Genomic DNA, 24,687 nt, shown 5'->3' with positions numbered 1-24,687 from the left:
GATGCATCTTCTTCTTGCCCAGAAAGGAACAATCAGCGACGGCAATGAGGCTGTCGATCTCGGCCAGACGCCGGGAGAGATATTGTTTCTTTCCGCCGCCGATACCGAACTGGCCAGTCTGGCGCAGGCGCACAGGCTTGCACCGGATATGCCAAGCTTGCGGCTGGCCAATTTCCTGAGCCTCACCCATCCCATGTCGGTGGACGCCTATGTGGAACGTACCGCCCGATATGCGAAACTCATTGTGGTGCGCATCATCGGCGGCGAGACGTACTGGCCGTATGGGCTGGAGGCATTGCATGCCTGCGCGGTCAGTCATGGCATCAAGATTGCCGTATTGCCGGGAGACGACAAGCCGGACCATGGGCTGGACCGGTTTTCTACGATCAGTGTCCATGAACGAAATGAACTCTGGCAGTATCTGATTGAGGGCGGTGCGGCGAATACAGGCGCTTTCCTTCACTATTGCGCTGCACTGGTTTCAGGCTCGGAGAAGCCGGAAAGCGCTGCTCCCCTGCTCAAGGCCGGTCTTTGGTGGCCGGGAGAGCATGTCTCCTCCCTGGGTAGCATCGGCTCGCATTGGAGCGATGCAAAAGCACCTGTCGCTGGCCTGATTTTTTATCGGGCGCTGGTGCAAAGCGGACAGACGCAGCCCGTCGAAGCGCTGATTGCTGCTTTACAGGCAAAAGGTCTCAATCCGCTCCCCATATTCGTTTCGAGCCTCAAGGATCGACTGTCTGGAGCCGTCGTCGATGGTCTGTTCGAGGATTGTCCGCCGGATATTGTATTGAATGCCACCGGATTTGCCATTTCCTCGCCGGGCGCGAAGCGCAAGCCGACCGTCCTCGACAAACGTGGCAACATGGTATTGCAGGTGATTTTTTCCGGTACACCGAAGGCGGTTTGGGAAAACTCACATCAGGGCTTGTTGGCGCGCGATCTGGCGATGAATGTCGCGCTGCCCGAAGTGGACGGACGGGTGCTTTCACGTGCCGTGTCCTTCAAATCGGCAAAGCAGTTCGATGCTTCGGTGGAAGCGAATATCGTGACCCACGAGCCGCATGAAAACCGCGTTGACTTTGTGGCCCAACTCGCTGCGAACTGGGTGCGGTTGAGGCGGAAACCGCCTGACGCAAGACGGGTAGCGCTGATCCTCGCGAATTACCCGAACCGAGATGGGCGGCTCGGAAACGGGGTAGGGCTCGATACGCCAGCCGGAACTGTCGAAGTATTACAGGCTATGGCGAAGGGCGGGTATCCCGTCGCTGACCTGCCTGTGGACGGTGATGCATTGATGCGTGTCTTGACGGCGGGCCCGACCAATGCTGCACGTGACGGACGCGAAATCCGCGAAACGATTTCGCTGAATCAATACAAGGACTTCTTCAAAAAACTTCCTGTCGAGATTCAGAAGGAAGTCGAAGGGCGATGGGGTGGCCCGGAAAATGACCCCTATTTTGCGCGAGAACTTGTCGCTTTCGCATTGCCGATGATGCGGCTGGGTGAAACCTTTGTAGGTATTCAGCCGGCACGCGGTTACAATATCGACCCGAAAGAAACCTATCACTCGCCTGACCTGGTGCCACCGCACGGCTATATTGCTTTCTATGCTTTTCTGCGTGAGGTCGCAGGCATTGATGCCATTGTTCATATGGGTAAGCATGGAAATCTGGAATGGTTGCCAGGGAAGGCGCTTGCCTTGTCGGCAAACTGCTATCCTGAAACCGTGTTCGGTCCCACACCGCATATCTATCCTTTTATCGTGAATGATCCGGGCGAAGGCACGCAAGCCAAGCGTCGCGCCAGTGCGGTTATCATTGACCATCTGACGCCGCCGCTGACACGCGCCGAAAGCTATGGGCCGCTGAAAGACCTCGAAGCACTGGTGGACGAATATTACGAGGCTTCCGGTGTTGACCCACGCCGCCTGCTGAGGCTGAAAGGGCAGATACTTGATCTGGTGCGTGACATTGGGCTTGATCGCGATGCTGGTATTCACGACCATGACGATGAAGACATGGCGTTGCAAAAACTTGACGCCTATCTCTGCGATCTCAAAGAAATGCAGATACGTGACGGTCTGCATATTTTTGGGCTGGCACCTGAAGGCAGGTTACTGACCGACCTTCTGGTCGCACTGGCACGTGTGCCGCGAGGCGTTCCGGTTTCGCTTGGCGGTGCGTCGGGAGATCAGAGTCTCCAGCGTGCGATCGCTGCGGATTGCGGGCTTGACGAAACATTCGACCCCCTCGACTGCAATATGGCAGAGGCATGGACGGGTGCAAAACCTGAACTGTTATGCGCTGTGAGCCCAGCGACATGGCGCATTGCGGGCGATACGGTGGAGCGTATCGAACTGCTGGCCGCCAGCTTGGTTGCGGGTGAGATCGAGTGTCCTGCGGGTTGGCCTCAGACGCAGGCGGTTCTCCAGTCCATCGAGGAACATTTGCGTCCTATGGTGGTTTCCTGCGGACCTTGTGAAATAGATGGATTTCTTGCAGCACTTGGCGGGCGGTTCGTGCCGCCCGGACCATCTGGTGCTCCGACGCGGGGGCGTCCCGATGTCTTGCCGACCGGTCGCAATTTCTTCTCTACCGATAGTCGCGCCGTTCCAACACCCGCAGCATGGGAGCTGGGGCGTAAATCGGCCGAACTCCTGATTACCCGCTACACACAGGATCATGGTGAATGGCCGACATCGTGCGGTCTGACCGCATGGGGCACGTCGAATATGCGCACCGGCGGGGATGACATTGCGCAGGCTCTGGCGCTGATCGGCGTGAAGCCGGTCTGGGATATGGCCTCGCGTCGTGTTACGGGATACGAAGTTGTTCCAATTGCAAAGCTTGGCCGTCCGCGGGTCGACGTGACATTGCGCATTTCCGGCTTCTTCCGTGATGCCTTCCCTGAACAGATTTCGCTGTTCGACAAAGCTGTGCGCGCGGTCGGCGCGCTTGATGAAGACGGGGAAGACAACCCAATTGCAGCACGCATGCGGATTGAGCGGGCACGTCTCGTTGCGGAAGGGGCGGATGAAAAGGTGGCGGAGCGCCGTGCGGGCTATCGTGTCTTCGGTTCCAAACCTGGCGCTTATGGAGCGGGCTTGCAAGCCCTGATTGACGAGAACGGCTGGGCCGGACGCAATGATCTGGCGGAAGCCTGGCTTGTCTGGGGAGGTTACGCTTACGGTGCGGGTGAAGACGGACAGGCTGAACGCGGTCTTCTTGAGGAACGGCTTCGTTCGGTTCAGGCTGTTGTGCAGAATCAGGACAACCGCGAGCACGATCTTCTCGATAGCGATGATTACTACCAGTTCGAAGGTGGGATGGCTGCGACCGTTGAAAGCTTGAGCGGCGCAATGCCTTCGGTCTATCACAACGACCATTCCCGCCCAGAAAAGCCAGTAATCCGCGCGCTGGAAGAAGAGCTTTCGCGCGTCGTACGTGGGCGCGCAGCCAATCCGAAGTGGATCGCAGGTGTCATGCGCCACGGCTATAAGGGTGCGGCAGAGATTGCGGCGACGGTTGATTATCTGTTTGCCTTTGCAGCGACCACCGGCAAGGTCGGAAATCATCATTTCGAGGCTGTCTATCAGGCTTATATCGCTGACAAGTCGGTGCATGATTTCATGGCCGAGAAAAACCCGGCAGCACTTGCCGAAACGGCAGCGAAACTCAACGATGCCATCGTGCGCGGTTTCTGGACGCCTCGCTCCAACTCCGCGCGGTTCGAGCTGGAAACATTGAGTTCAAATCTTCAAAAATTGAATCTGGAAAGGGCGGTAAATGGCTGAGAAATCGGAAAAACTTCTTTCGATGACGGAAGAGGAACTGAATGCACGCCATGCGGACAAGATGCGAAAGAAGAAAGCCGCCCGCGACAAAATTCAGGCGACAAAGACCGAGGAAAAAGGGCTGGTGATTGTCCATACCGGTAAGGGCAAGGGCAAGTCGACTGCCGGTTTCGGGATGGTTTTCCGTGCGCTGGGTCATGGAATGAAGATCGGCGTGGTGCAGTTCGTCAAGGGCTCGTGGGACACGGGCGAGCGCTGGGTGCTCGAAAAATTCCCTGAACAGGTGACGATTTCAGCGCTGGGCGAAGGCTTCACCTGGGAGACACAGGATCGCACACGGGACATTGCCATGGCACGTGGAGCATGGGAACAAGCCAAAACCATGATATTGGATGAAAGCTACGATATGGTGCTCTGTGACGAGCTGAATATCGTGCTTCGCTACGATTATCTGCCGGTTGAGGAAGTGATCGAAGTTCTCAAGGCTAAGCCGGAGATGAAGCACGTCATCATCACCGGCCGGAATGCCAAGGACGAGCTGATGGAAGCGGCGGACCTTGTAACTGAAATGGAGATGATAAAGCATCCGTTCAGATCTGGTGTGAAAGCACAGAAGGGTATTGAGTTCTGATAATTGCTAGCGGGCAATTCTGAGCGCTGATGTCGGCAATGTCTGCCGCGCTGACAGCACTCTTCGCCAAGATTGGCGTCCACGGAATTAACTCGGATTTCGCCATGCTCGTGCGTACGCTGGTCATCATCGGCACATTTTGCGTATTCCGGACCGTCACAGATCATCGGCAGAAACCGGGCGAGATTTCTGGAAGATCGTGGCCGTTTCTGGTGCTTCCAGGTCTTGCGACCGGTGCTTGGTGGCTTGCCTATTTCCGGGCCTTGCAGATAGGGAATGCATCGCGTGTGGCCCCGATCGATAAATTGTCGGTCGTGCTGGTGGCGCTTAGGCTTTAGAAGCCAATCCACTGGCGCAGCGGATTGGTTCCATCCATCAGAAGGCGAACGGCTAACGCCAGGCTGACAACGATCAAAAGCGGTTTGATGATGCGCGAGCCGATCTTCATGGCCAGACTTGCGCCGATCTGTGCGCCAATGAACTGAGCAATCCCCATGCAGATACCGATCTTCCAGTTGATGACCCCAACAGCGGCAAAGGTTGCGAAGCCGCCGATATTGGATGCGCAGTTGAGCAGCTTCGTATGAGCAGTGGCTTTCAGCACACCGAATCCGGCCAGCGCTACGAAAGCGAGCATGAAGAACGATCCAGTCCCCGGGCCAAAGAGACCGTCGTAAAAGCCGATCAGCGGAACAAGGGTGATGCCGAAGAGAAACGGGCCGATACGGCGTGAGCGGTCAACATCGCCAAGGCTCGGCTTTATGGCAAAATAGATCGCAATCGCGATAAGCAGGATCGGCAGGGCTGCACGCATAATATCGACGGGGAGAACCGTTGCTAGCAAGGCGCCGAAGACAGAGCCGATGAGGGAGGCAAGTGCTTCAGGCCATTGTTGCTTGATATCCACGTGTCCTTTACGCGCATAGGCGATTGTTGCCGACGATGAGCCGAACAGGCCCTGGAGCTTGTTGGTGCCTAGCGCTTCAACGGGTGGAATTCCGGCGAGCAACAAGGCGGGGATTGTGATCATCCCGCCGCCGCCCGCTATGGAATCAATGATCCCGGCAATGAATGCCGCAGCCGTCAGGAGCAGGGTAAGGGTGTCGAAGAATTCAAGCATCGGGGAGCCTAAAGGAGAGGTTGGCGCAACATAGAGCAGCCGCTCCGCGAATACCAGCCGGACGAGAATAATCTCTAGAGAAAGCCAGTTAGTAGAGCGAGATTGTTTTCCCGTGCGTCCGGCGTTATTCCTTATACACTGACCGATAGTTTCGAGGGGTTCCATGAGCGAGAGCATTTTTGAGCGGATTACGGCTTTTCTCAGCAAGAAGAGCGCCGTGCAGCGCGTAGCCGACGATCCGGCTCTCGCGTCTGAACTGCTTTTGCTGTTGCATGTGGTGTTTGCCGATGGTGACCAGCATCCGGCTGAAATAGCCGCGTTCAAGGAAATTGCCGAGAAGAATTTTGGCATTCCACCGGAAGAGCTTCCGGAAGTCGCGGAGTATCTCAAGGACTTTGCCTATGAGACGACAACCAAGCAAGCGGCCAATATGCTCGCGGAGATGGCGCCGGAGCGCCGTCTGGCGTTGCTTGGCGACCTCGTGAAGATTGCATGTTCGGATAACCGGCTGGACCGTTCCGAAGCGACGCTGATCCAGCGCATCGCCGATACGCTGGGCGTGAAACCGGAAGAGCTGCACAAAGCGCGGCAGTCTTCACCCTGTGGGTTCTAGTAACTACAAAACGATCCTTGGCGTGGGCGGTTCGTTGGGCGTGACGCTCGATGAGCTCGTGGCCTTGGCCGACCTCGTGTTGTCACAGGGAGGGGCCCCGCAGCCCGATGCCATAGCGACGTTGAACACCAAGCTCGGTGAGCCGGTATGGAGCGAGCTTGCGGCGCGCTTTAAGTGTCCGCTTTGTTTCTTCGATGCGTGGCATCTGGAGCAGCAAACCCCACGTCTTAAAAATCCATCGGAAGCGGTTTTTCGTTCTGTCGGATGTCATGGCGTAGCGGAAGCAGCGGCGTTAGCTGCTATCGGGGCGAATGGCTTTCTCGTCGTTGGGAAAACCATATCGGGACGGGCGACCGCCGCCTTAGCTGTCGCCCAGTCCTGACTTCGGATTATGCAGGAATGGTCTTGCGTCGCTGAACAATGTAGACGACGAACGTAGCGACCGAGAGCAGAGCTGCGGTTGCTACAATCACAGCAACATAAGCATTTTCAAAGGCTGCCGAGGCCAATGCCATGAGGAGTTGTGCATCAGATGGTGGCAACGATTGAGTCGCTAGAATTGCCTCGTCCAGACTATCGCGTACAATCACCGGAATGCCCGCATCTTCGGGAATCACAAGGCTTGCCGTGTAGAAGACTGACAAGATGCTTCCGAAGATAGTGACCCCAAGAGCGTTGCCGAGTTCATAGGAGACTTCTTCAACGGAAGCCGCCATGCCAGCCTTTTCAGCGGGCGCGTTCGTCATGATGGCGGACGATGCACCGGTCATCGCTGCACCGACGCCGAAGCCCAGGATCGCAAGTCCGGCCAGATAGAGCGAAGCGGAAGTTTTATAGGTCAGGATATAAACGATCACGCCAAGCGCCGTGATCCCGAGCGATGACCACAGAAGCTTGCCCGTGCCAAGACGTGGCAGCATGATGCCTGCGAGTGGACCTGCGACAAAGGCAGCCAGAGGAATGGGCAAGATTGATAATCCAGCATGCAAGGGCGTCATACCTTCGATCAGTTGCATGCGCTGGCTGAAGACGAGCTCCATCCCCGTCATTGAGCCGGACGCTACCAAAGCCGCAAAAACTCCCATAGAAAACAACCTGTTGCTGAATAGGGAAAAATCGATCAGCGGTTCTTGGCTTGCGAGCTGTCTGCGCACAAAGATGGATGACGCCACCAATCCGACAGCCAGGGCGATTGCGAATACGGTCATTGATGCATCGCGCTTCGCGAGTTCCTTCACGGCGTAGGTCAGTGCAATCAATCCGACCATGATCTGGACCGAGCCGATCAAATCCCATTTCCGTTTTAAACCAAGCGGACGGTTTTCGAGCGTAAAGACGGAGAGTAGCAGGGCAATCAGCACGACGGGAACATTGATGAGAAACACTGATCCCCACCAGAAATATTCGAGCAGAATGCCGCCCGCCACCGGGCCGATAGCCGCGCCGCCCGACGCAATGGCTGCCCAGATGCCGATTGCGAGCGAACGTTCCTTGTCATCTGTGAAGGTCAGCCGAATGATCGAAAGCGTTGCAGGCATCATCATGGCTGCGCCACAGGCCAGAAATGCGCGGGCAGCAATGAGGAGTTCCGGGTTGGAAGAGTAGGCTGCGCAAAATGATGCGAGCCCGAATGCCGCCAATCCAGACATGAACATGCGCTTGTGGCCGACCTTGTCGCCGAGCGTGCCGAGGCCGGGCAGAAGGCCTGCAACGACAAGCGGGTAGATGTTCATGATCCAGAGCTTTTCCGAAGCACTGGCCGCCAGATCGTGGGTGAGGCGCGGCAGCGCCGTGTAAAGCACTGTCATGTCCAGGACGATCAGGAACAATGCGCTGGAAACAATAGTTAGAACCAGCCAGCGATTTTTCGGCCACATTGGAAAACACCTTTTCAATACGCTTGTATTCAAACTTGCAAGGAGGGCCCACTTAATATAATTCCGTCTGTATGGAAAGTAATAATTTACACAAATTGGGCCGGCCACGTTCAATCGACCGCGACCATGTGCTCGATATGGCGGAAAAGCTTGTCGCTGAAGGCGGTCTGGCGGCCCTGACGATGGATGCCGTCGCACAGGCTTCCGGTGTCACCAAAGGAGGCATCCAGTATTGCTTCGGCAATAAGGATGGACTTTTAAAGGCAATGATCGGGCGGTGGGGCGACCGTTTCGACGCCCAGGTTGACAAGAAAAAGCAAGGCCGCATGGACGCGCTTTCTCATATCGCGGCTCATATCCGGGTGACGCGTGAAAGCGATGCCGAAGACGACTCACGCTTCGCGGCCATGATGACCAGTCTCATTCCCAACACCGAGCATCTGGATGAAACTCGCCTTTGGTATCGCAAACAATGGGAAGGGCTTGATGTCTCCACGCCGGAAGGGCGCAAGGCTCGTCTGGCCTTCATAGCCAATGAAGGTGCGTTCCTGTTGCGCAGCTTTAATTTCTTCGAGCTGACGGACGAAGAATGGCAGTCGATTTTCAACGATATCGAAGCGCTGCTACCGGAAACAGATTGACTTTCGATGCCGCGGAAAGCCATGTCTGCGGGTCAGGAAGGGAAAATCGTGACTGTTCATTTCATTGGAGCCGGTCCCGGCGCGGCTGACCTTATTACTGTGCGCGGATTGCGTCTGATCGAGCAATGTTCTGTTTGCATCTATGCTGGATCGCTGGTGCCGAAGGAGGTTGTTGCTGGAGCGCCGAAGGGCGCGCATCTTGTCGACAGTTCATCGCTTACCCTTGATCAGATTATCGCTGAGATGGAAGCCGCCCATGCACAGGGACTCGACGTTGCGCGAGTGCATTCGGGCGACCCGTCGATTTATGGCGCGATGGCTGAACAGATGCGTCGGCTGGACGGCCTCGGTATTCCATATGACGTGACGCCCGGAGTACCTGCTTTCGCGGCTGCGGCCGCTGCCATGAAGCAGGAGCTGACTATTCCCGAGGTCAACCAAACCATCATTCTGACCCGCACCTCAATGAAATCGTCTGCCATGCCGGAAGGCGAAGACCTTGCCACGCTCGGGCGGTCGGGTGCGACGCTGGTGATTCATCTTTCCATTCGGAACCTCGGTAAAATCGAGGCAGAGCTGACTCCGCTTTATGGTGCGGATTGTCCGGTGGTGATCGCCTATCGCGTTGGATGGCCAGACGAACAGATTCTGAGAGGGACGTTGTCGGATATGGCGGGGAAAGTGGCTGCGTCCGGACTGACACGCACGGCAATGATTTTTGTCGGGCGCGGACTGGACCCCAAAGGCTTCCGCGATTCTGCGCTCTATCATGAGGCGCATGGCCATACAGCGCGTTCAAAAGCCTAGTACCGTGCGGGCCAATGCAATTGCATCTTCTGGTGAGGCGACCACGTTTTTGGCTGCAACTGGTGGCCGGGAAATCATCATGACCGGCAGTCCCAGCGCGCGGGCAGCCTCGATTTTTGCATAGGAAATGCTGCCACCTGAATTGCGACTGACAATCAGCCCGATCCGGCGGATTTCCAGAAAATGCTTCTCTGCGGCGTAATCGCCAGGTCTCGCCAGCACGATCTCGCAATCCTGCGGGACGGTTACCTCGGGAGGATCGATCATGCGCATGACGAAATGCACGTCGGCGCGCTCCGCGAATGGGGCGATATGCTGGCGACCGAGCGCCAGAAACACACGTTCGCCGGATGGGATCGCGGTTGCCGCTTCAGCTTCATGTGAGATATTGATCCAATGATCTCCCGGCTTTTCCTCCCATGCCGCGCGCTCCAGCCTCACTAATGCTATGCCGCGCATGCTCGCCGCCTGAACTGCATTTTGTGAAATGCGCACAGCATAGGGGTGGGTTGCATCAATGACGAGATCGATACCTTCGCTATCGAGATAAGCGGCAAGGCCGTCGGCGCCGCCGAAGCCACCGCTTCGAACCGTGCCGGTCAGGTTCGCTGGATTTCTGGTGCGTCCGGCAAGGGAGGTAATGGCATTGACGGGCAGTTCCGCAAAGGCGGCTGCAAGTGCGGCAGCCTCAGTCGTCCCACCGAGAATGAGAATCCTAGGGTCAGACGCGCGCAAGGATATTTCCACTGCGGTCGGTCACGATAATTTCCACTTCCACAGGCGCGCCGCGAAGGGTTTCAAGTGCTGTTTCTCTCGCTTTAACAGCGATTGGCGTTGCCATGTCGATGCCAATTGATCGAGTCAGTTCAAGGACTTCCAAGGCAGTGTTTGCAAAGAGAATCTGATCCTTCATGCTTTCCTGGGCACCGGCCTTTTCAGCGATGGTCCATAGGAAATTCTTGTCCACCTGTGACCGTGAGGAATGAAGATCGAGCGCACCTTGTGCAAGCTTTGTCAGCTTGGCGAAGCCGCCTGCGATCGTAAGTTTTTCGATGGGGTGATCACGTAGATATTTGAGCACACCGCCTGCGAAATCACCCATGTCAAGAATGGCAAAATCCGGTAGATCATAGAGCGCCAGAGCAGCGTCTTCGGACGTAGAGCCAGTCGCACCAAGGACATGTTTCTGCCCGGCGGCACGCGCGACGTCAATGCCGCGATGGATTGAATGAATCCACGCTGAGCAAGAAAAGGGGTGGACCACACCGGTGGTGCCGAGAATGGAAATACCGCCGACGATACCGAGACGCGGGTTCCAGGTCTTCTTGGCAATCTCCTCGCCGCCCGGCACCGATATTGTAACAACGAGGTCAGCGGGCAGGCCATATTCGGCGCATATCTGCTCGCAGATTTCCGTCATCATGCGGCGCGGGACCGGATTGATGGCAGCTTCGCCCGGAGAGATTTGCAAGCCGGACCGTGTCACTGTTCCAACCCCTTCACCGGCGCGAAAGACGACGCCTGTTCCGGGTGGGGCCGGGAATACAGTCGAGATGATCGTTGCGCCATGGGTCACGTCAGGATCGTCACCCGCATCCTTGACGATGCCTGCCATCGCATAGCCTTCGCCCAGCCCCTCATAGGCAAGCTGAAAATAAGGTACATCGCCTTTGGGCAGAATTATGCCGACGGGGTCGGGAAATTCTCCGGTAATGAGCGCCGTCAAGGCCGCCTTGGTGGCAGCCGTCGCGCAGGCGCCAGTGGTCCAGCCGCGGCGGAGCTCGACTTTTTTCTGGCTTTTATTCGTTGGAGCGGTTTCGTCATTCATGGACGCCTTATAATGTATCTGATAGCTGTGCCGCCAGATAGAATAGTGGTTGATGAAAATGAATAAGGCTGAAGAATCGGCGGCATGTGTCATTGCGCGAAGCAAAGTGCCCCTGCCTGTGATGGAGCCCGGCCATGTCTGGCTCGTTGGTGCAGGGCCGGGCGATCCCGGTCTTTTGACGCTTCACGCCGTCAATGCGCTGCAGCAGGCGGATGTCATCGTTTATGACGCGCTGGTGGATGATGCCTGCCTTTCTCTCAAAAATGCCGCTGCCGTTCTGGAATATGCAGGCAAACGCGGCGGCAAACCGTCGCCGAAACAGCGTGATATTTCCCTGCGACTTGTCGAACTTGCGAAACAGGGCAAGAAGGTGTTGCGTCTGAAAGGTGGTGATCCCTTTGTGTTCGGAAGGGGTGCAGAGGAGGCTTTGACGTTGGTGGAACATGGCGTTCCGTTTCGCATCGTTCCAGGAGTTACCGCAGGGATTGGCGGCCTTGCTTATGCCGGTATCGCCGCTACCCACCGCGATATCAATCAATCGGTGACATTCCTCACCGGTCACGACGCCAGCGGCTCAATGCCTGACGGGATCAACTGGGCTGGCATCGCCACGTCAGCGCCGGTTATCGTTATGTATATGGCGATGAAGCATATAGACCTTATCGCCAGGCGGCTGATTGAGGCTGGGCGTTCGCCGGAAGAGCCTGTCGCCTTCGTATGCAATGCAAGTCTCCCCACCCAGACCGTGCTTGAAACGACATTGGCGCGGGCGGCCAAAGACGTTGAAGCTGGAGGGCTGAATCCGCCTGCAATCGTGGTTGTGGGCGAAGTGGTTCGCTTGCGCCCCGGGCTGGACTGGATGGGCGCGTTGAACGGTAGAAACCTTTCCAGTGACCCGCTTTCCAAACGAAACCAGAATGAAGGAGTGCAAAGCGCATGAAGGGTTTCATGATAGCAGCGCCAGCTTCCGGGTCTGGCAAGACAACGGTAACGCTGGGTTTGCTGCGCGCCTTGAAGCGGAGGGGAGAAGCGCTTGCGCCGGTGAAGGTCGGTCCCGACTATATCGATCCTGCCTATCATAAAGCTGCGAGCGGTACGGATTGCTTCAATCTCGACCCGTGGGCGATGCGCGGTGAACTCATTAGCGCGTTGTCCTCCCGCATGACGGAAAGCGGCGCCAAACTTTTGGTTGCTGAGGGCATGATGGGGCTCTTTGACGGTGCGATAGACGGCAAGGGTTCTTCTGCCGATCTGGCTCGCCTCATCGATCTGCCGGTGGTGCTGGTGGTGGATTGCGCCCGACAATCGCACTCCATTGCTGCACTGGTGTGGGGTTTCAGCCAGTTTCGCACGGATGTGCTGATTGCGGGAATTATTCTCAATCGCGTCGGTAGTTCCCGGCACGAGGCAATGTTGCGCGGTGCGCTTGAACGTCTCGGTATTCCGGTTCTTGGTGCCTTGCCTCGTGATGCAGCTCTTTCGCTGCCAGAAAGGCATCTGGGACTGGTGCAAGCGGGCGAGCATTCCGATCTTGAAAGTTTTCTCGAACACGCTGCCGATGTGATGGAAACGCATATCGACTTGAACGCGCTGCAAACAATTTGGTCGCGACAGAAGCGTTACGATGCGATGGCAAATGTTCCACGCCTGGAGCCGCTTGGCAACCACATCGCCGTTGCTCGCGACGATGCGTTCGCCTTTGCTTACGCGCATTTGTTTGAAGGCTGGCGTCGGCGCGGGGCGGAAGTTTCGTTCTTCTCGCCGCTCGGCGATGAGGGCCCGAAACACGGGGCCGACGCTATCTATCTGCCTGGCGGCTATCCTGAATTATATGCAGGACGTTTGGCACAGGCTGAGCGTTTTCAGTCGGGGATACGCGAAGCCGCAGCGCGTGGGGTAACGGTTTATGGCGAATGCGGCGGCTATATGGTTCTTGGCGAGAGCTTGCGGGATGCCGAGGATGTCGCGCACCCGATGCTTGGTCTTCTGCCCCTTGAGACAAGCTTTGCGACAAGAAAGCTGCATCTTGGCTATCGTGTGCTGGAACCGCTTGAAGGTTCACCCTGGGCGAGGTCGCTAAAGGCCCATGAGTTTCACTATGCCAGCATCGTGCGCGAAGGAAAGGCGAAGCGTCTTTTCCGTGCGCGTGATGCTGCCGGCGACGATATTGGTGAGGTTGGCCTGCGGGTCGGTTCCGTTGCTGGCTCGTTTATGCATGTCATCGATTCTTGCGGAGAGAAGGCTTGAGTGCAGAAATCGAGCATGGCGGTGCGCTCGACAAGGCTGCCGCGCGTTTTGGTGGCAGACCGCAAGATTGGCTCGACCTTTCGACGGGCATCAATCCAGAGCCGTTTCCACTTCCTGAACTGACACCGGCAATCTGGAACCGCTTGCCGGACGAGGGGCTGTTGCAGGAAACTCTGCGGTTGGCCCGCAGCTATTATCGTTTGCATGAGAAAGCGCCAATTGTTGCATCGCCTGGTACGCAGGCCTTGATCCAGCTTGTCCCGACACTGGTTACCCCGTCGACAGTTGCCGTCCTCGGACCGACCTATCAGGAACATGCGGCCTCATTCGCGGCTTCCGGCTGGAAGGTCATGCAGTGCACGACGATTGATGAAATTCCACACGATGCAACTGTCGCGGTCATCGTTAACCCGAACAATCCCGACGGTCGGGTGATTTCGAGTGAGACTGTCCTGCATCTTTCGCAAAAGCTCGGTGCTCGCGGTGGATTTCTGGTCGTTGACGAGGCTTTCGCCGATGCGAACGAGGCCGTCAGCATTGCGGCAAATGCGGAAGATGCACCGATGATCGTGCTGAAATCGTTTGGCAAATTCTTCGGGCTCGCGGGCGTTCGCTTGGGCTTTGCAATTGCATGTGCTCGTTTTGCGGATGTGTTGGAGCGGCGGCTTGGGCCCTGGGCGGTTTCCGGCCCGGCGCTGGCAGTCGCCAATCATGCTTTCAGCAATTCCCGAGAGCTCGTGGCATATCGCGCCCGTATTGATCTGCGGCGGCTGGAATTATCAGCGGCTTTGGAAAGAAGTGGCCTGAAGGAGATTGGCGGAACGGCGCTGTTTTCTCTCGTTGAAAACGCGAATGCACTCAAGATTTATACCAGATTGTGCGAGAGACATATTCTGGTCCGGAAATTCGATTATGCCCCGCGCTGGCTGCGCATTGGTTTGCCTTTGGATGATCTGGCAGTTGCGCGGTTTGAAAAGGCGTTGAAATTTTGATTCAGTTTTTCTGGTCAAGCTCATGGAAATAAAGCTTATTGTTCTCTCGCTGGCGCTTCTCCTGGATCGCTTTGTAGGCGACCCTCCACAACTATGGCAGAGGGTGCCGCACCCGGTTGTCTTGTTTGGGAAAGCAATCTCGTGGGGCGAAAAACGTTGGAATAATCCGAGTCTCTCCGCCTCGGTGCTTTACCGAAATGGTATGTGGCTGACGACTGGGCTGGTGATGGGCTGCGTCGTTCTGGGGCTTATCCTTCAACTTTCGTTACCTTTCGCCGGTATCGCTGGTGCCATTGCCGAAATCCTGATCGTGACGGTGCTGCTTGCGCAGAAAAGCCTTGCCGATCATGTACAGGCAGTCGCACTGGCTATGCGTCGGGAAGGGATTGAAGGCGGTCGTCGGGCTGTGTCGATGATTGTCGGGCGCAATCCCGAACATCTCGATGAAGCCGGTGTCAGCCGTGCGGCGATCGAAAGTCTTGCCGAGAATGCATCAGACGGCATTGTTGCGCCTGCGTTCTGGTTTCTGGTCGGCGGTTTACCCGGCCTCTTCGCCTACAAGCTGATCAATACTGCCGACTCCATGATCGGCCATCTGAATGACCGTTATCGCTATTTCGGTCGTTTTGCTGCAAAACTGGACGATGTTGCCAATTATATTCCCGCCAGACTGACGGGGCTGCTCGCTTCGCTTGCGATTGCAATCACGAAGGACAGACTTTCTGGACGAGAGGCGTTCTCCGTCATGCGCCGTGACGCGCGTCTGCATCGCTCGCCCAATGCCGGTTGGCCGGAAGCAGCTTTTGCGGGCGGATTGGGATTGGCGCTTGCCGGTCCGCGCCAATATGGAGCTGAAAAAGTCGCAGGGCCAATGCTGAATGCGTCCGGCAAACGTGAGGCCAACGCTGACGATATTGACGCTGCGCTTCACCTTTTCTGGTCGACTATGAGCCTAATGACTGGGCTGGTGATCGCTGCGAGCCTGATTGGTTTACTTGTCGGTTAGCACGAACCGTTTGCCATCGAAACGCTGCAGGCGGTTCGGATTGTCGGTTCGGATACCATTGCCATCAAACTTGATTGTACCAAGCACGGTTTCAAAGGAATTATTGCGGAGTGTGTCGATAATGGGTTGCTTGTCCCTGTCGGCACGCTCGATCACATCCGCAGGAATTTCCGCACTGGCATAGCCTATAATTGCAAAAGCGTCTGCAAGTTTCCCGGCCTGATGCAGCGCATCTATTGCCGGTTTCGCCGTCGAAAGATCCTGGGGGCGAAGGGGAGCGATCATTAACGTGCCCTGAGTTAGAGGCTGGGCACCAGGGGCTGCATCAAGCAGGCTGCCACCTACAATCGTCAGCGGGTAGTTGAGCGCGGCAGCACTAGCACCTATAGCCGCGATATCATCACGCGCGCCGCCGACATAAACATGGGTAGCGCCCGCACGCCGAAGCCGTGCGACCAGCGCATTCTGATTGTCGAGCCCCGGACGGTAGGTATCTGTAAAAACCGGCTGCAATTGTTGTTCTTTAAGGCTGGTCAGAACGCGTGCGGCGCGTTCGCGCCCTTCGATGGTGCCGTCACCGATGATTGCGAAAGCTTGCGCGCGCCAAAGGCTGCCAAGGAAGCTTCCAGTTGCCTGCGTTTCCTTGTCGAGGCCGGTCGCAAGGCGGAATACCTCCATCGGTGCGGCCGCGCGCCTTTCAGTCAGGGTTGGTTCACTGACGCCAGATGTCACAACGGGGATATTGCCGGCTGCGAGAACGGGCAGGGCCGCCTCAAGCGCTTCGGGGCATAGGAAACCGGCTGCTATACGAACGTTTTCCTTCACAAATTGCTCTGCGGCTTCCTTACCGCCTTCGGCATCGCAACGATCATCAAAGATAACGAGTTCTGCGCCTTTCGCGGTCGCCGCGACGCGGGCGCCTTCGGCGAGTTGATTACCCAGTGGAGCGAAGGTCCCGGACAGCGGTGCGGCGAGCCCGACGCGCATATCTTCCGCCTGCGCCAGCATTGAGCTGGCCAGTAATGTCAGGATGATACTTGTCAGCGTTGCGGTCGGACGTCTTCCAAACTCGATCACGTGATCCGTCTTCATTAAACAATTCGTGGCATTTTTAACGGAAAGTGGGTAGCTGTTTCCTGGCCTTTGTGCAATGCCCGTTATGGGGCCTGTTATTTGGGCCGTTATTGCGTGCTTGTTATCGAGGTGGCTGGCTGCAGGTAACAAGCCTTGGAGCGCATTTCGATCTGATTGGATCAGATCGGCGCTCTAACTATTGGTTTTAACGCGCATCTTGTCCGAAAGCCGTTTCACACTTTTCGGGATGCGCTCTAGGGCGAGACGGATTCTGTTTGACGTGCAAACGATTAAGAACATCAATTCAAGTGCAGTTTCGGTGGAATCCAAGTCCTATCGGGATGCGATGAGTCATTACGCCGGGGCAGTGCAGATCGTTACCACAGCCGGTAGTGCGGGAAGGCGCGGTTTGACGCTGACTGCCGCATGTTCGGTTTCGGATAATCCACCGACGCTCTTGATCTGCCTGCAGAAGATACATGTAGAAAACCGGCTGTTCATTGAAAACGGTGTTTTCGCTGTCAACACGCTCGCGGGATCACATCAGCAGCTTGCGGATGCGTTCTCTGGCCGTATCGGATTGACACAGGATGAGCGCTTCGAGCTGGCCCGCTGGGATATTCAGGTGACGGGGGCGCCCATATTGCAGGGCGCGCTTGCTGCTTTCGACTGCCGGGTCGTCAGCGTACAAGATCATTCCACGCATCACGTACTCTTCGGAGAAGTCGTGGGCTTGCGCTCCAAATCCGAGGACGAGGCGCTGGTCTATCTCAACAGACGCTACCATACGCTGGAGCTTTAATCCGATGAGTCATGAAATGTCGAAACATGGAATTGGCAGCCTGTTTGGGGCATTGTTTCTGTTTTCGACCGTGACGGCATCGGGGGCAGCTTCGTTGCCGCCGTATAAGGACGACTATTTCGCCTATCCCGCCATTATCAGCAGCGCTGACAATGGTGATTATAAGGTCATCGATTACAACGAGATGCGTGATATCAATGGGCGCGATGCGGTTCCCGAAAAGCGTGTAAAAGATACCTATGTCTCGCTGAAGGCACGTGCCTACCAGAAGGATGTCACCTTTCAGACCGCTGCCGGGCCGGTGAAGGCTATGGCCGCAGGCAAGCGCGAGGGCGCGTCGTTTATTGTCCTCTATCTGCATGGTCGGGGCGGGAATCGCCTGCAAGGCATGAATGATTTTACCTTTGGCGGCAATTTCAACCGCGTGAAGAATCTCGCCGCACTCAATGGCGGTCTTTATATCACGCCGGATTTCAAGGATTTCGCCGATAAAGGGGAGGCTCAGATCGCCGGGCTGATCGAAGCAGTAAAGGCATCGGCACCGAATGCGCCATTGATCCTGTCCTGCGGTTCCCAAGGTGGGGCGCTGTGCTGGCGCATAGCCTCCAATCAAAAGGCAGGGAGCCAGCTTGCCGGTCTCATTCTGCTTGGCTCGCTGTGGGATGACGGATTTTTCGACTCACCCGCTTTCAAGAAGCGTGTGCCGGTCTTCTTCGGACATGGAAGCCGTGATCCGGTTTTTGCCATCGACAAGCAGGAGGCATTTTATCGCGAGATCCGAAAGCGTGCGCCGGGCTATCCGGTGCAGTTCCGGCGTTTCGAGAGCGGTAATCATGGTACGCCGATCCGAATGTCCGACTGGCGTGAGATGCTGAACTGGATTCTCGCAAAACAGTGATGCCAGACTGTGGATGCGAATCGAAATTCTGGCAATGTGACCTTCCTGCCACTCGACAATCGAGTAAAACCGAATAGTTATCGAACTTAAAATTTTACCTACTCAGCAGACCCTATGAGGTAGATCATGTACGGACGCGCCCGCACTGGAGCCCGTTTTCTTGCCATTGCCATGTTGGCCCCGCTTGCCGCTGCCTGCACGACGACTGTTCCGACCACGACGGCGAAGCCGGGCAAGACCGATGCCCCGATCAGCGCCCCGACGATTTCGATGCCCCGCTTTACGCCGACCAATTATGTCGATCCGGCGCTTGCGCAGCCTTGTATCACTGCCGCTGCCAACAAATATTTCCTGCCGGAGCGGGTTATCTCCGCTGTCAATTCCCGTCCGGGTGCAGCAGGCGGCACTGACGTTGACCTCAAGGTGGACCTCCGCACGGCTGTTTGCCAGCTGACAGCTAACGGCGGTGTGCGCGCCGTTATCGATACGTCGCCGAAAAGCGCAGATCAGGTTGCTGCCGAAGCAGCCGCAGCGAAGGCTGAGGGTGCTAGCGCAGCTCGACCGAAAAAGGCCAAGGCGAAGAAGAACTGATTTAAGGATCAGAGCTGGAACATTAAAAAGGCAGGGTTTTCCCTGCCTTTTGCTTGTCATTTCTTTGGCTTGTCACCGTACCAGCGCGGCGTATAAACCCACTTACGTCCATCAGATTTGGCAAAAGTTTGCGTGTGGGACGAACCGACAATCACTACGGTTCGCATGTCGACGTCATCCGCTGTCAAGGCACCGAGCGTTGTTGTGCGTGTCGTCTCTTCTGGTCTGCCTATGTCGCGCCCCAGAACGACGGGCGTGTCGGCGGAACGATACTGGCGCAGTATTTCAAGCGTACGACCAAGCTGATGCGGGCGTGCCTTGGATATGGGATTGTAGAAGGCCATGACAAAATCAGCCTCGGCAGCGAGCGCAAGACGCTTTTCGATGATTTCCCAAGGCTTCAGATTGTCTGATAGCGAAACAATGCAGAAATCGTGCCCCAGAGGCGCTCCGATGCGCGAGGCGGCGGCCATCGCTGCGGAAATACCGGGCTGGATGACAAGCTCCACGCCGTGCCAGGCCGGGTTATCCGTTTCATGAAGCGCTTCGACGATTGCAGCAGCCATGGCGAAGACGCCGGGATCACCTGAAGAAATCATGGCAACATGCCGACCGGAAGCCGCGAGTTCGAATGCATGGCGTGCGCGCTGCATTTCCTCACGATTGTCGGTCATGTGTAGGGTCTGGTCCGCGCGGAAAGGGCGAAAATTCTCTTCAGCCATCCGCACATAGGTTTCATAGCCGAGGATGTCTTCGGCTTGTTCCAGTTCGTGCTGAACGGCAGGCGTCATCAGGTCTCGCGAACCGGGTCCAAGGCCAATAACGACCAACTTGCCGCGTTTTCGACCGACAAAAAGAACATCTGCCGGGGTGGCCGCCACGGCAATAGCGAGTCCGCTACCCTGTTCCAGTTCAACAGGCTTCTCCACTGAACGAAGGACAAGCTCGCGAGCGTCTATTGGTGCATTCGTTACAAAGCGCAGCGGAACATCGAGTTTCTTTGCCGCTTTTTGAAGCTGTGGAGAAGTACAATCTGTTTCATGAGCGAGAAGGAGTGCCAGAGATGCCGTGGCAATGCCTGCATTGGCGAGAGCGTCAGCAATATCGGTTTCGATGCTATCGCTCACCGTACCAATTGCAATCGCGACACTGCGCGGATGATAAATCAGCTCGTCAGGCCGGGGCGTGCGAATGTGGGGCGTGATACTAATCGTCAACGCGCCATCGTCGGCAAAAGGCAGTTTCGAATTTGCAAGCCAGCGTGAGGTTCCATCAAGCTGTACTTTCTGCCCTGCAAGCAGGTTCGACGTAAAATTCTTGGCGTCGTCAGGGTTGGCGAGAAACAGTTCGGCAGGTGGGTGCAGCAGATTGATCCCGAACCGCAGCTCGCCTGACGTGGTTATAGCAGGTGCAACCTGAAATGCCGCCGCAATCTGCCGGGCCATGTCGTTGACGCCGGAGAGACCGCCCAGAAGAGGCACAACAGCGCTTCCATCTTCGGCCATCGCAAGGACCGGCGGTTCGACGCGCTTGTTCTGCAGAAGGGGCGCCAGTGCCCGGATGACGATACCGGCTGCGCAAAGCGCAATGATGGGCCGGCCTTCTTCGTAGAGCAATCTGATCGCATCTCCGAAATGCCCGAAAGTGTTGTCCAGTGACGCAACACGGTTCTGGAGGCCGAGTATTTCGGCATGTCCCAGCGCTGATGCAATCCGCTGCGCTGTAGGAACCGCGGCTTCGCCGAGTATCAGAATCGCGGGGATCATGCGCCGTTCCATTTTTGCCCCGGAACGAGAATGATCGAAAAATAGGGGCAATCGCTGCTGTCGACTTTGGCGAGTGGCACAATGCGCTGATTGGCCATGGTGGCGCGCTCGACATAGAGCGCACGATCCATAAGGCCGAGATCACCGAGCACAGTGCGAACCTTGTCGAGATTTTTGCCAAGCTTCATGATAGCCGCAGCGCCTGTATCCGCGAGCCGCCGGGTCAGTTCTTCCGCGCTCATAACGCCGGAGAGAATGGACAATGTCTGATTGCGATAGACCAGTGGCGCGCCCAGTACCGCCGCTGCTCCAAGGACAGAGCATACGCCGGGTATGACTTCCGTTTCATACTGGTCAGCCAGCCGGTCGTGAATATACATGAACGAGCCATAGAAAAACGGGTCGCCTTCCGCAATCACAGCCACATCCTGACCGCGATCAAGATGGCTTGCTATCGTGCTCGTTATCTCGCCATAGAAATCGCTGACGATCTGTTCGTAATCCATATTCGCGGGGAGCTTCTCTGTCGTCACCGGATAGATCAGCGGCACCAGTATCTGCTCCGGTGAAAGATATTCCTCAACGATAGTGAGGGCGTTGCCCTTCTTCCCCTTGGCGGCGTGATAGGCTACGACCGGCGCGCTTTTTAGGAGGCGCAGGGCTTTCAGCGTGATCAGCTCGGGGTCGCCGGGGCCGACGCCCAGGCCGAACAGTCTGCCTTTTGCTGCCATTATTCGCGCTCCGAAGCGAGCGCGTTGACCGCCGCTGCCGTCATGGCGCTGCCGCCACGTCTTCCCCGCACAATAACATAAGGTACACCGCGGCTGTTGGCGGCGAGTTCATCTTTGGATTCTGCCGCGCCGACGAAGCCAACTGGCATTCCGATGATGAGCGCAGGTTTTGGCGCGCCAGCGTCCAGCAACTCAAACAGACGGAAGAGGGCGGTCGGTGCATTGCCGATTGCAACAACACTGTTGCCAAGATGCGGAAGCCAGAGGTCGAGCGCTGCTGCCGAGCGGGTATTGCCGATCTTTGCTGCAAGCCCGGGAACGGAAGGGTCGCCAAGCGTGCAGATGACTTCATTATGGGCAGGCAAACGAGATCGGGTGATGCCCTCAGCGACCATGCGCGCATCACAGAGAATGGGCGCACCTGCGAGCAGAGCGTTGCGCCCGGCTTGGCCAGCACCTTCCGAGAAAGCGAGGTCGTTGACCACATCCACCATGCCGCAGGCGTGAATGACGCGGACAGCAAGCTTTTCCAGATCGGCTGGTATACGGCTTAGATCAGCCTCGGCGCGAATGATAGCGAAAGACCGGTCGTAAATAGCCTGTCCGTCGCGGATATAGTCTGTCATGATGACCGCTCTAATCAGTGTCGGGCGTTCAGAAGACGCGCCGCTTCGTCAATAGTGATATCAGTCGCCAATAGCTGTCCGAAGCGCGATGGTCCAGCCCTGTCTTGCGGAAACCTCTCTTCCGCATAAAGATCGTAGCGACCCGTCGAGCATGCCAGAAGTGTGTACGGCAAGGGGGCAAGTGCCGCGCATGACTTACCACATCCTGTGATGTGCACGGGTGCTGTTCCCGGCGCCAAAAGTGTTGCGAGGTTTCTGCCGTCTGTCTGTGTATCGGCAAGTGCGGAGATACAGCCATTTGAACCGGAGCAAGCACGAAGTCGCGCATGTGGGGTTTCGGCTGTCGTTTCGAGGTCAAGCGAACGGAGTTTTTGGGTGAGTTCGACAATCTGAGTTTTACTTACCCAAGGCAGGATAACGCCTTGCCATGGCGTAAGGCGCAGTTCAGACCTTCCGCTATCGCAGAGGTCTGCCAGCCCGATGAGTTGCTGTGTTGTCAACCGCCCCATAAGCGGCATGACACCCAGATAAAACGAGCCGTCAGATTGCTGGCTGTTGCCTAAATGCGATAATGGCGTCGGTGCTTTGCGTTTCCAGCCGGTCGCCGGTTGTATCTGGAATGATAATTCCCGGTTCAGCCCCGCCAGAAACTCCAATGGCGTGGTGATTTTGAACAGATGCTTCATCCGGGCAAAACTGCCTTGTCGTAAAAAATGACGGAGCATCGCTTCGATGAAGGGCAGGGCGTGTTGTGCGCCTATAGCCCCTAGTGCCTCCGCGTCGGGAGACGAGGCAAGGCCAAAAGCAAAGGCTTCACCGTCTATCGCCGAAAACCAGATGTCGCCCGGATGGGAAATCATCGCACAGTCTTCGCCACCGTCGATCTGCAACGAGAATTTCGGAGAAAGGACGTAGAATGCCTCATTCGCCTGCAGCATGTCCAACACAGACGATGCCAGCCCGGTGACGTCGCATATCCGGCCCCGGTCGATACCGGCCGTAGGGCTGACCATTACGTTGCGAATATCATCGGCGCCGGGATTGTTGGCACCAAGGCCAGCCTCATGAAGGGCTGCGACAGCCTCATTCCAATGTTGGGGCGCAATGCCACGCAATTGGATATTGGAGCGAATCGACAACTCAATCGCGCCTGCATCGAAATGCTCGGCTATAGCTGCAATTGAACGCGCCTGATCGGCAGACAGGCGACCGAGCTTTAGTTTGATACGGGCAATAGCCCCATCCCTCGCCATGACCATACGCGAAAGTCCGGGGCAGGCGTTGCGCCTGTCGGATTCTATTGCTGCGATCTTGCTGCTTTTCTGGCTCAACATATTGGCCTTATACGCCTTGCCGCTTGCACTTGCTACTGCCCCGCCATACGAACAGGGGAAAGGAGCATCGCGCATGAAACACTGGCTGACAGTGATCGGGATCGGTGAAGATGGCTTGGACGGGCTTGGGAAAACCGCGCTCGCGGCGCTGGAATCCGCTGCTGTCATTTTCGGCGGCAAGAGGCATCTGGATTTTCTCAGTGATGGTATAAAAGCCGAGCTTTTGGCTTGGCCGTCTCCATTCGACGAAGCTTTCGCGATGATAGAGGCTTATCGCGGCCAGCCGACCGTTGTGCTGGCGAGCGGCGATCCGATGTTTTTTGGTGTGGGGGCAACCTTGTCCCGGCATTTTTCTTCTGACGAAATGCTTGTTCTGTCCTATTCGTCCTCGCTTTCGCTCGCTGCGGCGCGGATGGGGTGGTCGCTTCAGGATGTGCGAACAGTCAGTGTGCACGGGCGCCCGTTCGAACTTTTGTTACCGTATATTCTGCCGGGCGAGAAACTTCTTGTTCTCAGCAATGACGGTTCGACGCCTGCAAAAGCAGCGGCAATGCTCAAGGACAGAGGTTTTGGCCAAAGCTTGATCACCGTGCTTGAGCACATTGGCGGGCCAAAGGAACGTCGGGTCCAGGCTCGGGCAGAAAACTGGCCACATGAGCGATGCGCCGATCTGAATGTGCTGGCGATTGAATGTAACGCATCGCAGCACGCAAATGTATTTTCTCCCGTCTCCGGTCTGCCTGATGAGGCGTTTGAGAATGACGGACAACTGACGAAGCGAGACGTGCGTGCCGTCACTCTACTGCGATTGCAGCCATTACCGCGGCAACTGCTCTGGGATGTCGGGGCAGGTTGCGGATCCATCGGAATTGAATGGATGCGCGTTCATCCCTCTTGCCGTGCGATTGCCATTGAGGCGAATGAACAGCGGCAGGCAATGATCGAGCGAAATCGTGCAGCATTGGGTGTTCCCGGCTTGCAGTTGGTGAGGGGTGAGGCACCCTTTGCACTGGAAGGGCTGGAGGCACCCGATGCGATCTTCATCGGCGGCGGTGTCACGGACGATGGCGTGCTGGAAGCCTGCTGGAACGCCCTGAAACCCGGCGGCAGGCTAGTCGCGAATGCCGTGACCCTGCAAAGCGAGATGCTGCTTTTCAACTGGCGTGAGACGTTCGGCGGAGAATTGACGCGCCTTGGCGTCGCGCAAGCAGGTGCACTGGGCTCTTTCGATGTTTGGCGGCAGGCGCTGCCTGTCACAATTTATTGCGGGTTCAAAGTAAAAAGATGACTTGAATAGTCATGTTATATTC

The 24,687-nt window shown here is 56.6% G+C and carries 23 protein-coding genes and 1 pseudogene; 15 read left to right on the top strand and 9 right to left on the bottom strand.

Annotated features, from left to right (window positions below):
- The first annotated feature begins 1 nt into the window (after position 1).
- From cobN to FJQ48_RS17240, 3 genes and pseudogenes are all read left to right on the top strand, one after another.
- Complete coding sequence (gene cobN, locus FJQ48_RS17250) at positions 2–3,793, top strand: cobaltochelatase subunit CobN (RefSeq protein ID WP_139976138.1); 3,792 nt, start codon at positions 2–4, stop codon at positions 3,791–3,793.
- Entirely contained in the window at positions 3,786–4,424 is a 639-nt protein-coding gene (cobO, locus tag FJQ48_RS17245; protein WP_139976137.1) for a cob(I)yrinic acid a,c-diamide adenosyltransferase, read from the top strand. Before cobN ends, cobO begins: the two co-directional genes overlap by 8 nt.
- Positions 4,425–4,453: 29 nt before the next feature.
- Positions 4,454–4,753, top strand: a pseudogene (locus FJQ48_RS17240) (EamA family transporter); the annotation flags it as partial.
- Between the two features lie 5 nt (positions 4,754–4,758).
- Here the strand turns inward: FJQ48_RS17240 and FJQ48_RS17235 are convergent.
- A complete protein-coding gene (locus FJQ48_RS17235) occupies positions 4,759–5,544 on the bottom strand; it encodes a TSUP family transporter (protein WP_139976135.1) in 786 nt (261 codons plus the stop codon).
- Between the two features lie 163 nt (positions 5,545–5,707).
- On the opposite strand from FJQ48_RS17235, the gene FJQ48_RS17230 reads away from it, so the two are divergent.
- Together FJQ48_RS17230 and FJQ48_RS17225 are read left to right on the top strand one after the other, a co-directional pair.
- Entirely contained in the window at positions 5,708–6,157 is a 450-nt protein-coding gene (locus tag FJQ48_RS17230) for a TerB family tellurite resistance protein (RefSeq protein WP_139976134.1), read from the top strand.
- Positions 6,147–6,539, top strand: a complete 393-nt coding sequence (locus tag FJQ48_RS17225; RefSeq protein ID WP_247870404.1) for a cobalamin biosynthesis protein — start codon at positions 6,147–6,149, stop codon at positions 6,537–6,539. Before FJQ48_RS17230 ends, FJQ48_RS17225 begins: the two co-directional genes overlap by 11 nt.
- 7 nt (positions 6,540–6,546) lie before the next feature.
- Here FJQ48_RS17225 and FJQ48_RS17220 read toward each other — a convergent pair whose 3' ends face one another.
- Entirely contained in the window at positions 6,547–8,034 is a 1,488-nt protein-coding gene (locus FJQ48_RS17220; protein WP_139976133.1) for an MFS transporter, read from the bottom strand.
- Positions 8,035–8,171: 137 nt separating this feature from the next.
- Between FJQ48_RS17220 and FJQ48_RS17215 the strand changes: the two genes are divergently transcribed.
- The gene (locus tag FJQ48_RS17215; RefSeq protein ID WP_247870403.1) at positions 8,172–8,675 is read left to right on the top strand and encodes a TetR/AcrR family transcriptional regulator; all 504 of its coding nucleotides are present in this window, start codon (positions 8,172–8,174) and stop codon (positions 8,673–8,675) included.
- A 48-nt stretch (positions 8,676–8,723) separates the two neighbouring features.
- A complete protein-coding gene (gene cobM, locus FJQ48_RS17210) occupies positions 8,724–9,482 on the top strand; it encodes a precorrin-4 C(11)-methyltransferase (protein ID WP_139976131.1) in 759 nt (252 codons plus the stop codon).
- On the opposite strand, the gene FJQ48_RS17205 is transcribed toward cobM, so the two are convergent.
- Positions 9,471–10,217, bottom strand: coding sequence for a cobalt-precorrin-6A reductase (locus FJQ48_RS17205; protein WP_139976130.1), 747 nt, complete (start codon positions 10,215–10,217; stop codon positions 9,471–9,473). The genes cobM and FJQ48_RS17205 overlap by 12 nt on opposite strands.
- On the bottom strand, positions 10,204–11,310 hold the full coding sequence (locus FJQ48_RS17200) for a cobalt-precorrin-5B (C(1))-methyltransferase (protein ID WP_139976129.1): 1,107 nt from the start codon (positions 11,308–11,310) through the stop codon (positions 10,204–10,206). Before FJQ48_RS17200 ends, FJQ48_RS17205 begins: the two co-directional genes overlap by 14 nt.
- 58 nt (positions 11,311–11,368) lie before the next feature.
- Between FJQ48_RS17200 and cobA the strand changes: the two genes are divergently transcribed.
- Genes cobA through cbiB form a run of 4 tightly spaced genes read left to right on the top strand, consistent with a single transcriptional unit; the run spans position 11,369 to position 15,555 of the window.
- Positions 11,369–12,250 carry a uroporphyrinogen-III C-methyltransferase gene (gene cobA, locus FJQ48_RS17195; protein WP_139976339.1) on the top strand — a complete coding sequence of 294 codons (882 nt, stop codon included), beginning with the start codon at positions 11,369–11,371 and terminating at the stop codon, positions 12,248–12,250.
- Positions 12,247–13,557: a cobyrinate a,c-diamide synthase gene (locus FJQ48_RS17190; protein WP_139976128.1), complete on the top strand. Its 1,311-nt coding sequence runs from the start codon at positions 12,247–12,249 to the stop codon at positions 13,555–13,557. The genes cobA and FJQ48_RS17190 overlap by 4 nt, the downstream gene beginning before the upstream one ends.
- A complete protein-coding gene (cobD, locus tag FJQ48_RS17185; protein ID WP_139976127.1) occupies positions 13,554–14,549 on the top strand; it encodes a threonine-phosphate decarboxylase CobD in 996 nt (331 codons plus the stop codon). The genes FJQ48_RS17190 and cobD overlap by 4 nt, the downstream gene beginning before the upstream one ends.
- 22 nt (positions 14,550–14,571) lie before the next feature.
- A complete protein-coding gene (cbiB, locus tag FJQ48_RS17180; RefSeq protein ID WP_139976126.1) occupies positions 14,572–15,555 on the top strand; it encodes an adenosylcobinamide-phosphate synthase CbiB in 984 nt (327 codons plus the stop codon).
- On the opposite strand, the gene FJQ48_RS17175 is transcribed toward cbiB, so the two are convergent.
- Entirely contained in the window at positions 15,541–16,632 is a 1,092-nt protein-coding gene (locus FJQ48_RS17175; protein WP_139976338.1) for an ABC transporter substrate-binding protein, read from the bottom strand. The genes cbiB and FJQ48_RS17175 overlap by 15 nt on opposite strands.
- A gap of 277 nt (positions 16,633–16,909) precedes the next feature.
- Here FJQ48_RS17175 and FJQ48_RS17170 point away from each other — a divergent pair, with 277 nt between their 5' ends.
- The 3 genes from FJQ48_RS17170 to FJQ48_RS17160 all read left to right on the top strand — a co-directional run bounded on the left by FJQ48_RS17170 (position 16,910) and on the right by FJQ48_RS17160 (position 18,920).
- Positions 16,910–17,431: a flavin reductase gene (locus FJQ48_RS17170; protein ID WP_139976125.1), complete on the top strand. Its 522-nt coding sequence runs from the start codon at positions 16,910–16,912 to the stop codon at positions 17,429–17,431.
- Between the two features lie 16 nt (positions 17,432–17,447).
- A complete protein-coding gene (locus FJQ48_RS17165; protein WP_139976124.1) occupies positions 17,448–18,329 on the top strand; it encodes an alpha/beta hydrolase in 882 nt (293 codons plus the stop codon).
- Positions 18,330–18,455: 126 nt separating this feature from the next.
- The gene (locus tag FJQ48_RS17160; RefSeq protein ID WP_139976123.1) at positions 18,456–18,920 is read left to right on the top strand and encodes a hypothetical protein; all 465 of its coding nucleotides are present in this window, start codon (positions 18,456–18,458) and stop codon (positions 18,918–18,920) included.
- Positions 18,921–18,976: 56 nt separating this feature from the next.
- Here FJQ48_RS17160 and cobJ read toward each other — a convergent pair whose 3' ends face one another.
- Genes cobJ through cobG form a run of 4 tightly spaced genes read right to left on the bottom strand, consistent with a single transcriptional unit; the run spans position 18,977 to position 23,377 of the window.
- Positions 18,977–20,686: a precorrin-3B C(17)-methyltransferase gene (gene cobJ, locus FJQ48_RS17155; protein ID WP_180350229.1), complete on the bottom strand. Its 1,710-nt coding sequence runs from the start codon at positions 20,684–20,686 to the stop codon at positions 18,977–18,979.
- Positions 20,683–21,417 (bottom strand): precorrin-2 C(20)-methyltransferase, encoded by a 735-nt coding sequence (locus FJQ48_RS17150; protein ID WP_139976121.1) that lies wholly within the window; start codon positions 21,415–21,417, stop codon positions 20,683–20,685. Before FJQ48_RS17150 ends, cobJ begins: the two co-directional genes overlap by 4 nt.
- The gene (locus tag FJQ48_RS17145; RefSeq protein WP_139976120.1) at positions 21,417–22,043 is read right to left on the bottom strand and encodes a precorrin-8X methylmutase; all 627 of its coding nucleotides are present in this window, start codon (positions 22,041–22,043) and stop codon (positions 21,417–21,419) included. Before FJQ48_RS17145 ends, FJQ48_RS17150 begins: the two co-directional genes overlap by 1 nt.
- 14 nt (positions 22,044–22,057) lie before the next feature.
- Positions 22,058–23,377 carry a precorrin-3B synthase gene (cobG, locus tag FJQ48_RS17140; RefSeq protein ID WP_139976337.1) on the bottom strand — a complete coding sequence of 440 codons (1,320 nt, stop codon included), beginning with the start codon at positions 23,375–23,377 and terminating at the stop codon, positions 22,058–22,060.
- Positions 23,378–23,450: 73 nt separating this feature from the next.
- Here cobG and cbiE point away from each other — a divergent pair, with 73 nt between their 5' ends.
- Positions 23,451–24,665 carry a precorrin-6y C5,15-methyltransferase (decarboxylating) subunit CbiE gene (gene cbiE / locus FJQ48_RS17135; protein WP_139976119.1) on the top strand — a complete coding sequence of 405 codons (1,215 nt, stop codon included), beginning with the start codon at positions 23,451–23,453 and terminating at the stop codon, positions 24,663–24,665.
- Positions 24,666–24,687 lie beyond the last annotated feature (22 nt).

Source organism: Ochrobactrum sp. CGA5, assembly GCF_006345815.1.
GTDB lineage: Bacteria > Pseudomonadota > Alphaproteobacteria > Rhizobiales > Rhizobiaceae > Brucella.
Note: the sequence above shows the minus strand (reverse complement) of the source record. Positions and strands in the feature narration are given on the sequence as shown.

Excerpts from the sequence above, each read along its gene's own strand:
- cobN (WP_139976138.1), top strand. The coding sequence starts at position 2 with ATGCATCTTCTTCTTGCCCAGAAAGGAACAATCAGCGACGGCAATGAG.
- cobO (WP_139976137.1), top strand. The coding sequence starts at position 3,786 with ATGGCTGAGAAATCGGAAAAACTTCTTTCGATGACGGAAGAGGAACTG.
- FJQ48_RS17235 (WP_139976135.1), bottom strand. The coding sequence starts at position 5,544 with ATGCTTGAATTCTTCGACACCCTTACCCTGCTCCTGACGGCTGCGGCA.
- FJQ48_RS17230 (WP_139976134.1), top strand. The coding sequence starts at position 5,708 with ATGAGCGAGAGCATTTTTGAGCGGATTACGGCTTTTCTCAGCAAGAAG.
- FJQ48_RS17220 (WP_139976133.1), bottom strand. The coding sequence starts at position 8,034 with ATGTGGCCGAAAAATCGCTGGCTGGTTCTAACTATTGTTTCCAGCGCA.
- FJQ48_RS17215 (WP_247870403.1), top strand. The coding sequence starts at position 8,172 with ATGGCGGAAAAGCTTGTCGCTGAAGGCGGTCTGGCGGCCCTGACGATG.
- FJQ48_RS17200 (WP_139976129.1), bottom strand. The coding sequence starts at position 11,310 with ATGAATGACGAAACCGCTCCAACGAATAAAAGCCAGAAAAAAGTCGAG.
- cobA (WP_139976339.1), top strand. The coding sequence starts at position 11,369 with ATGAATAAGGCTGAAGAATCGGCGGCATGTGTCATTGCGCGAAGCAAA.
- FJQ48_RS17190 (WP_139976128.1), top strand. The coding sequence starts at position 12,247 with ATGAAGGGTTTCATGATAGCAGCGCCAGCTTCCGGGTCTGGCAAGACA.
- cbiB (WP_139976126.1), top strand. The coding sequence starts at position 14,572 with ATGGAAATAAAGCTTATTGTTCTCTCGCTGGCGCTTCTCCTGGATCGC.
- FJQ48_RS17165 (WP_139976124.1), top strand. The coding sequence starts at position 17,448 with ATGTCGAAACATGGAATTGGCAGCCTGTTTGGGGCATTGTTTCTGTTT.
- FJQ48_RS17160 (WP_139976123.1), top strand. The coding sequence starts at position 18,456 with ATGTACGGACGCGCCCGCACTGGAGCCCGTTTTCTTGCCATTGCCATG.
- cobJ (WP_180350229.1), bottom strand. The coding sequence starts at position 20,686 with ATGATCCCCGCGATTCTGATACTCGGCGAAGCCGCGGTTCCTACAGCG.
- FJQ48_RS17150 (WP_139976121.1), bottom strand. The coding sequence starts at position 21,417 with ATGGCAGCAAAAGGCAGACTGTTCGGCCTGGGCGTCGGCCCCGGCGAC.
- FJQ48_RS17145 (WP_139976120.1), bottom strand. The coding sequence starts at position 22,043 with ATGACAGACTATATCCGCGACGGACAGGCTATTTACGACCGGTCTTTC.
- cobG (WP_139976337.1), bottom strand. The coding sequence starts at position 23,377 with ATGTTGAGCCAGAAAAGCAGCAAGATCGCAGCAATAGAATCCGACAGG.
- cbiE (WP_139976119.1), top strand. The coding sequence starts at position 23,451 with ATGAAACACTGGCTGACAGTGATCGGGATCGGTGAAGATGGCTTGGAC.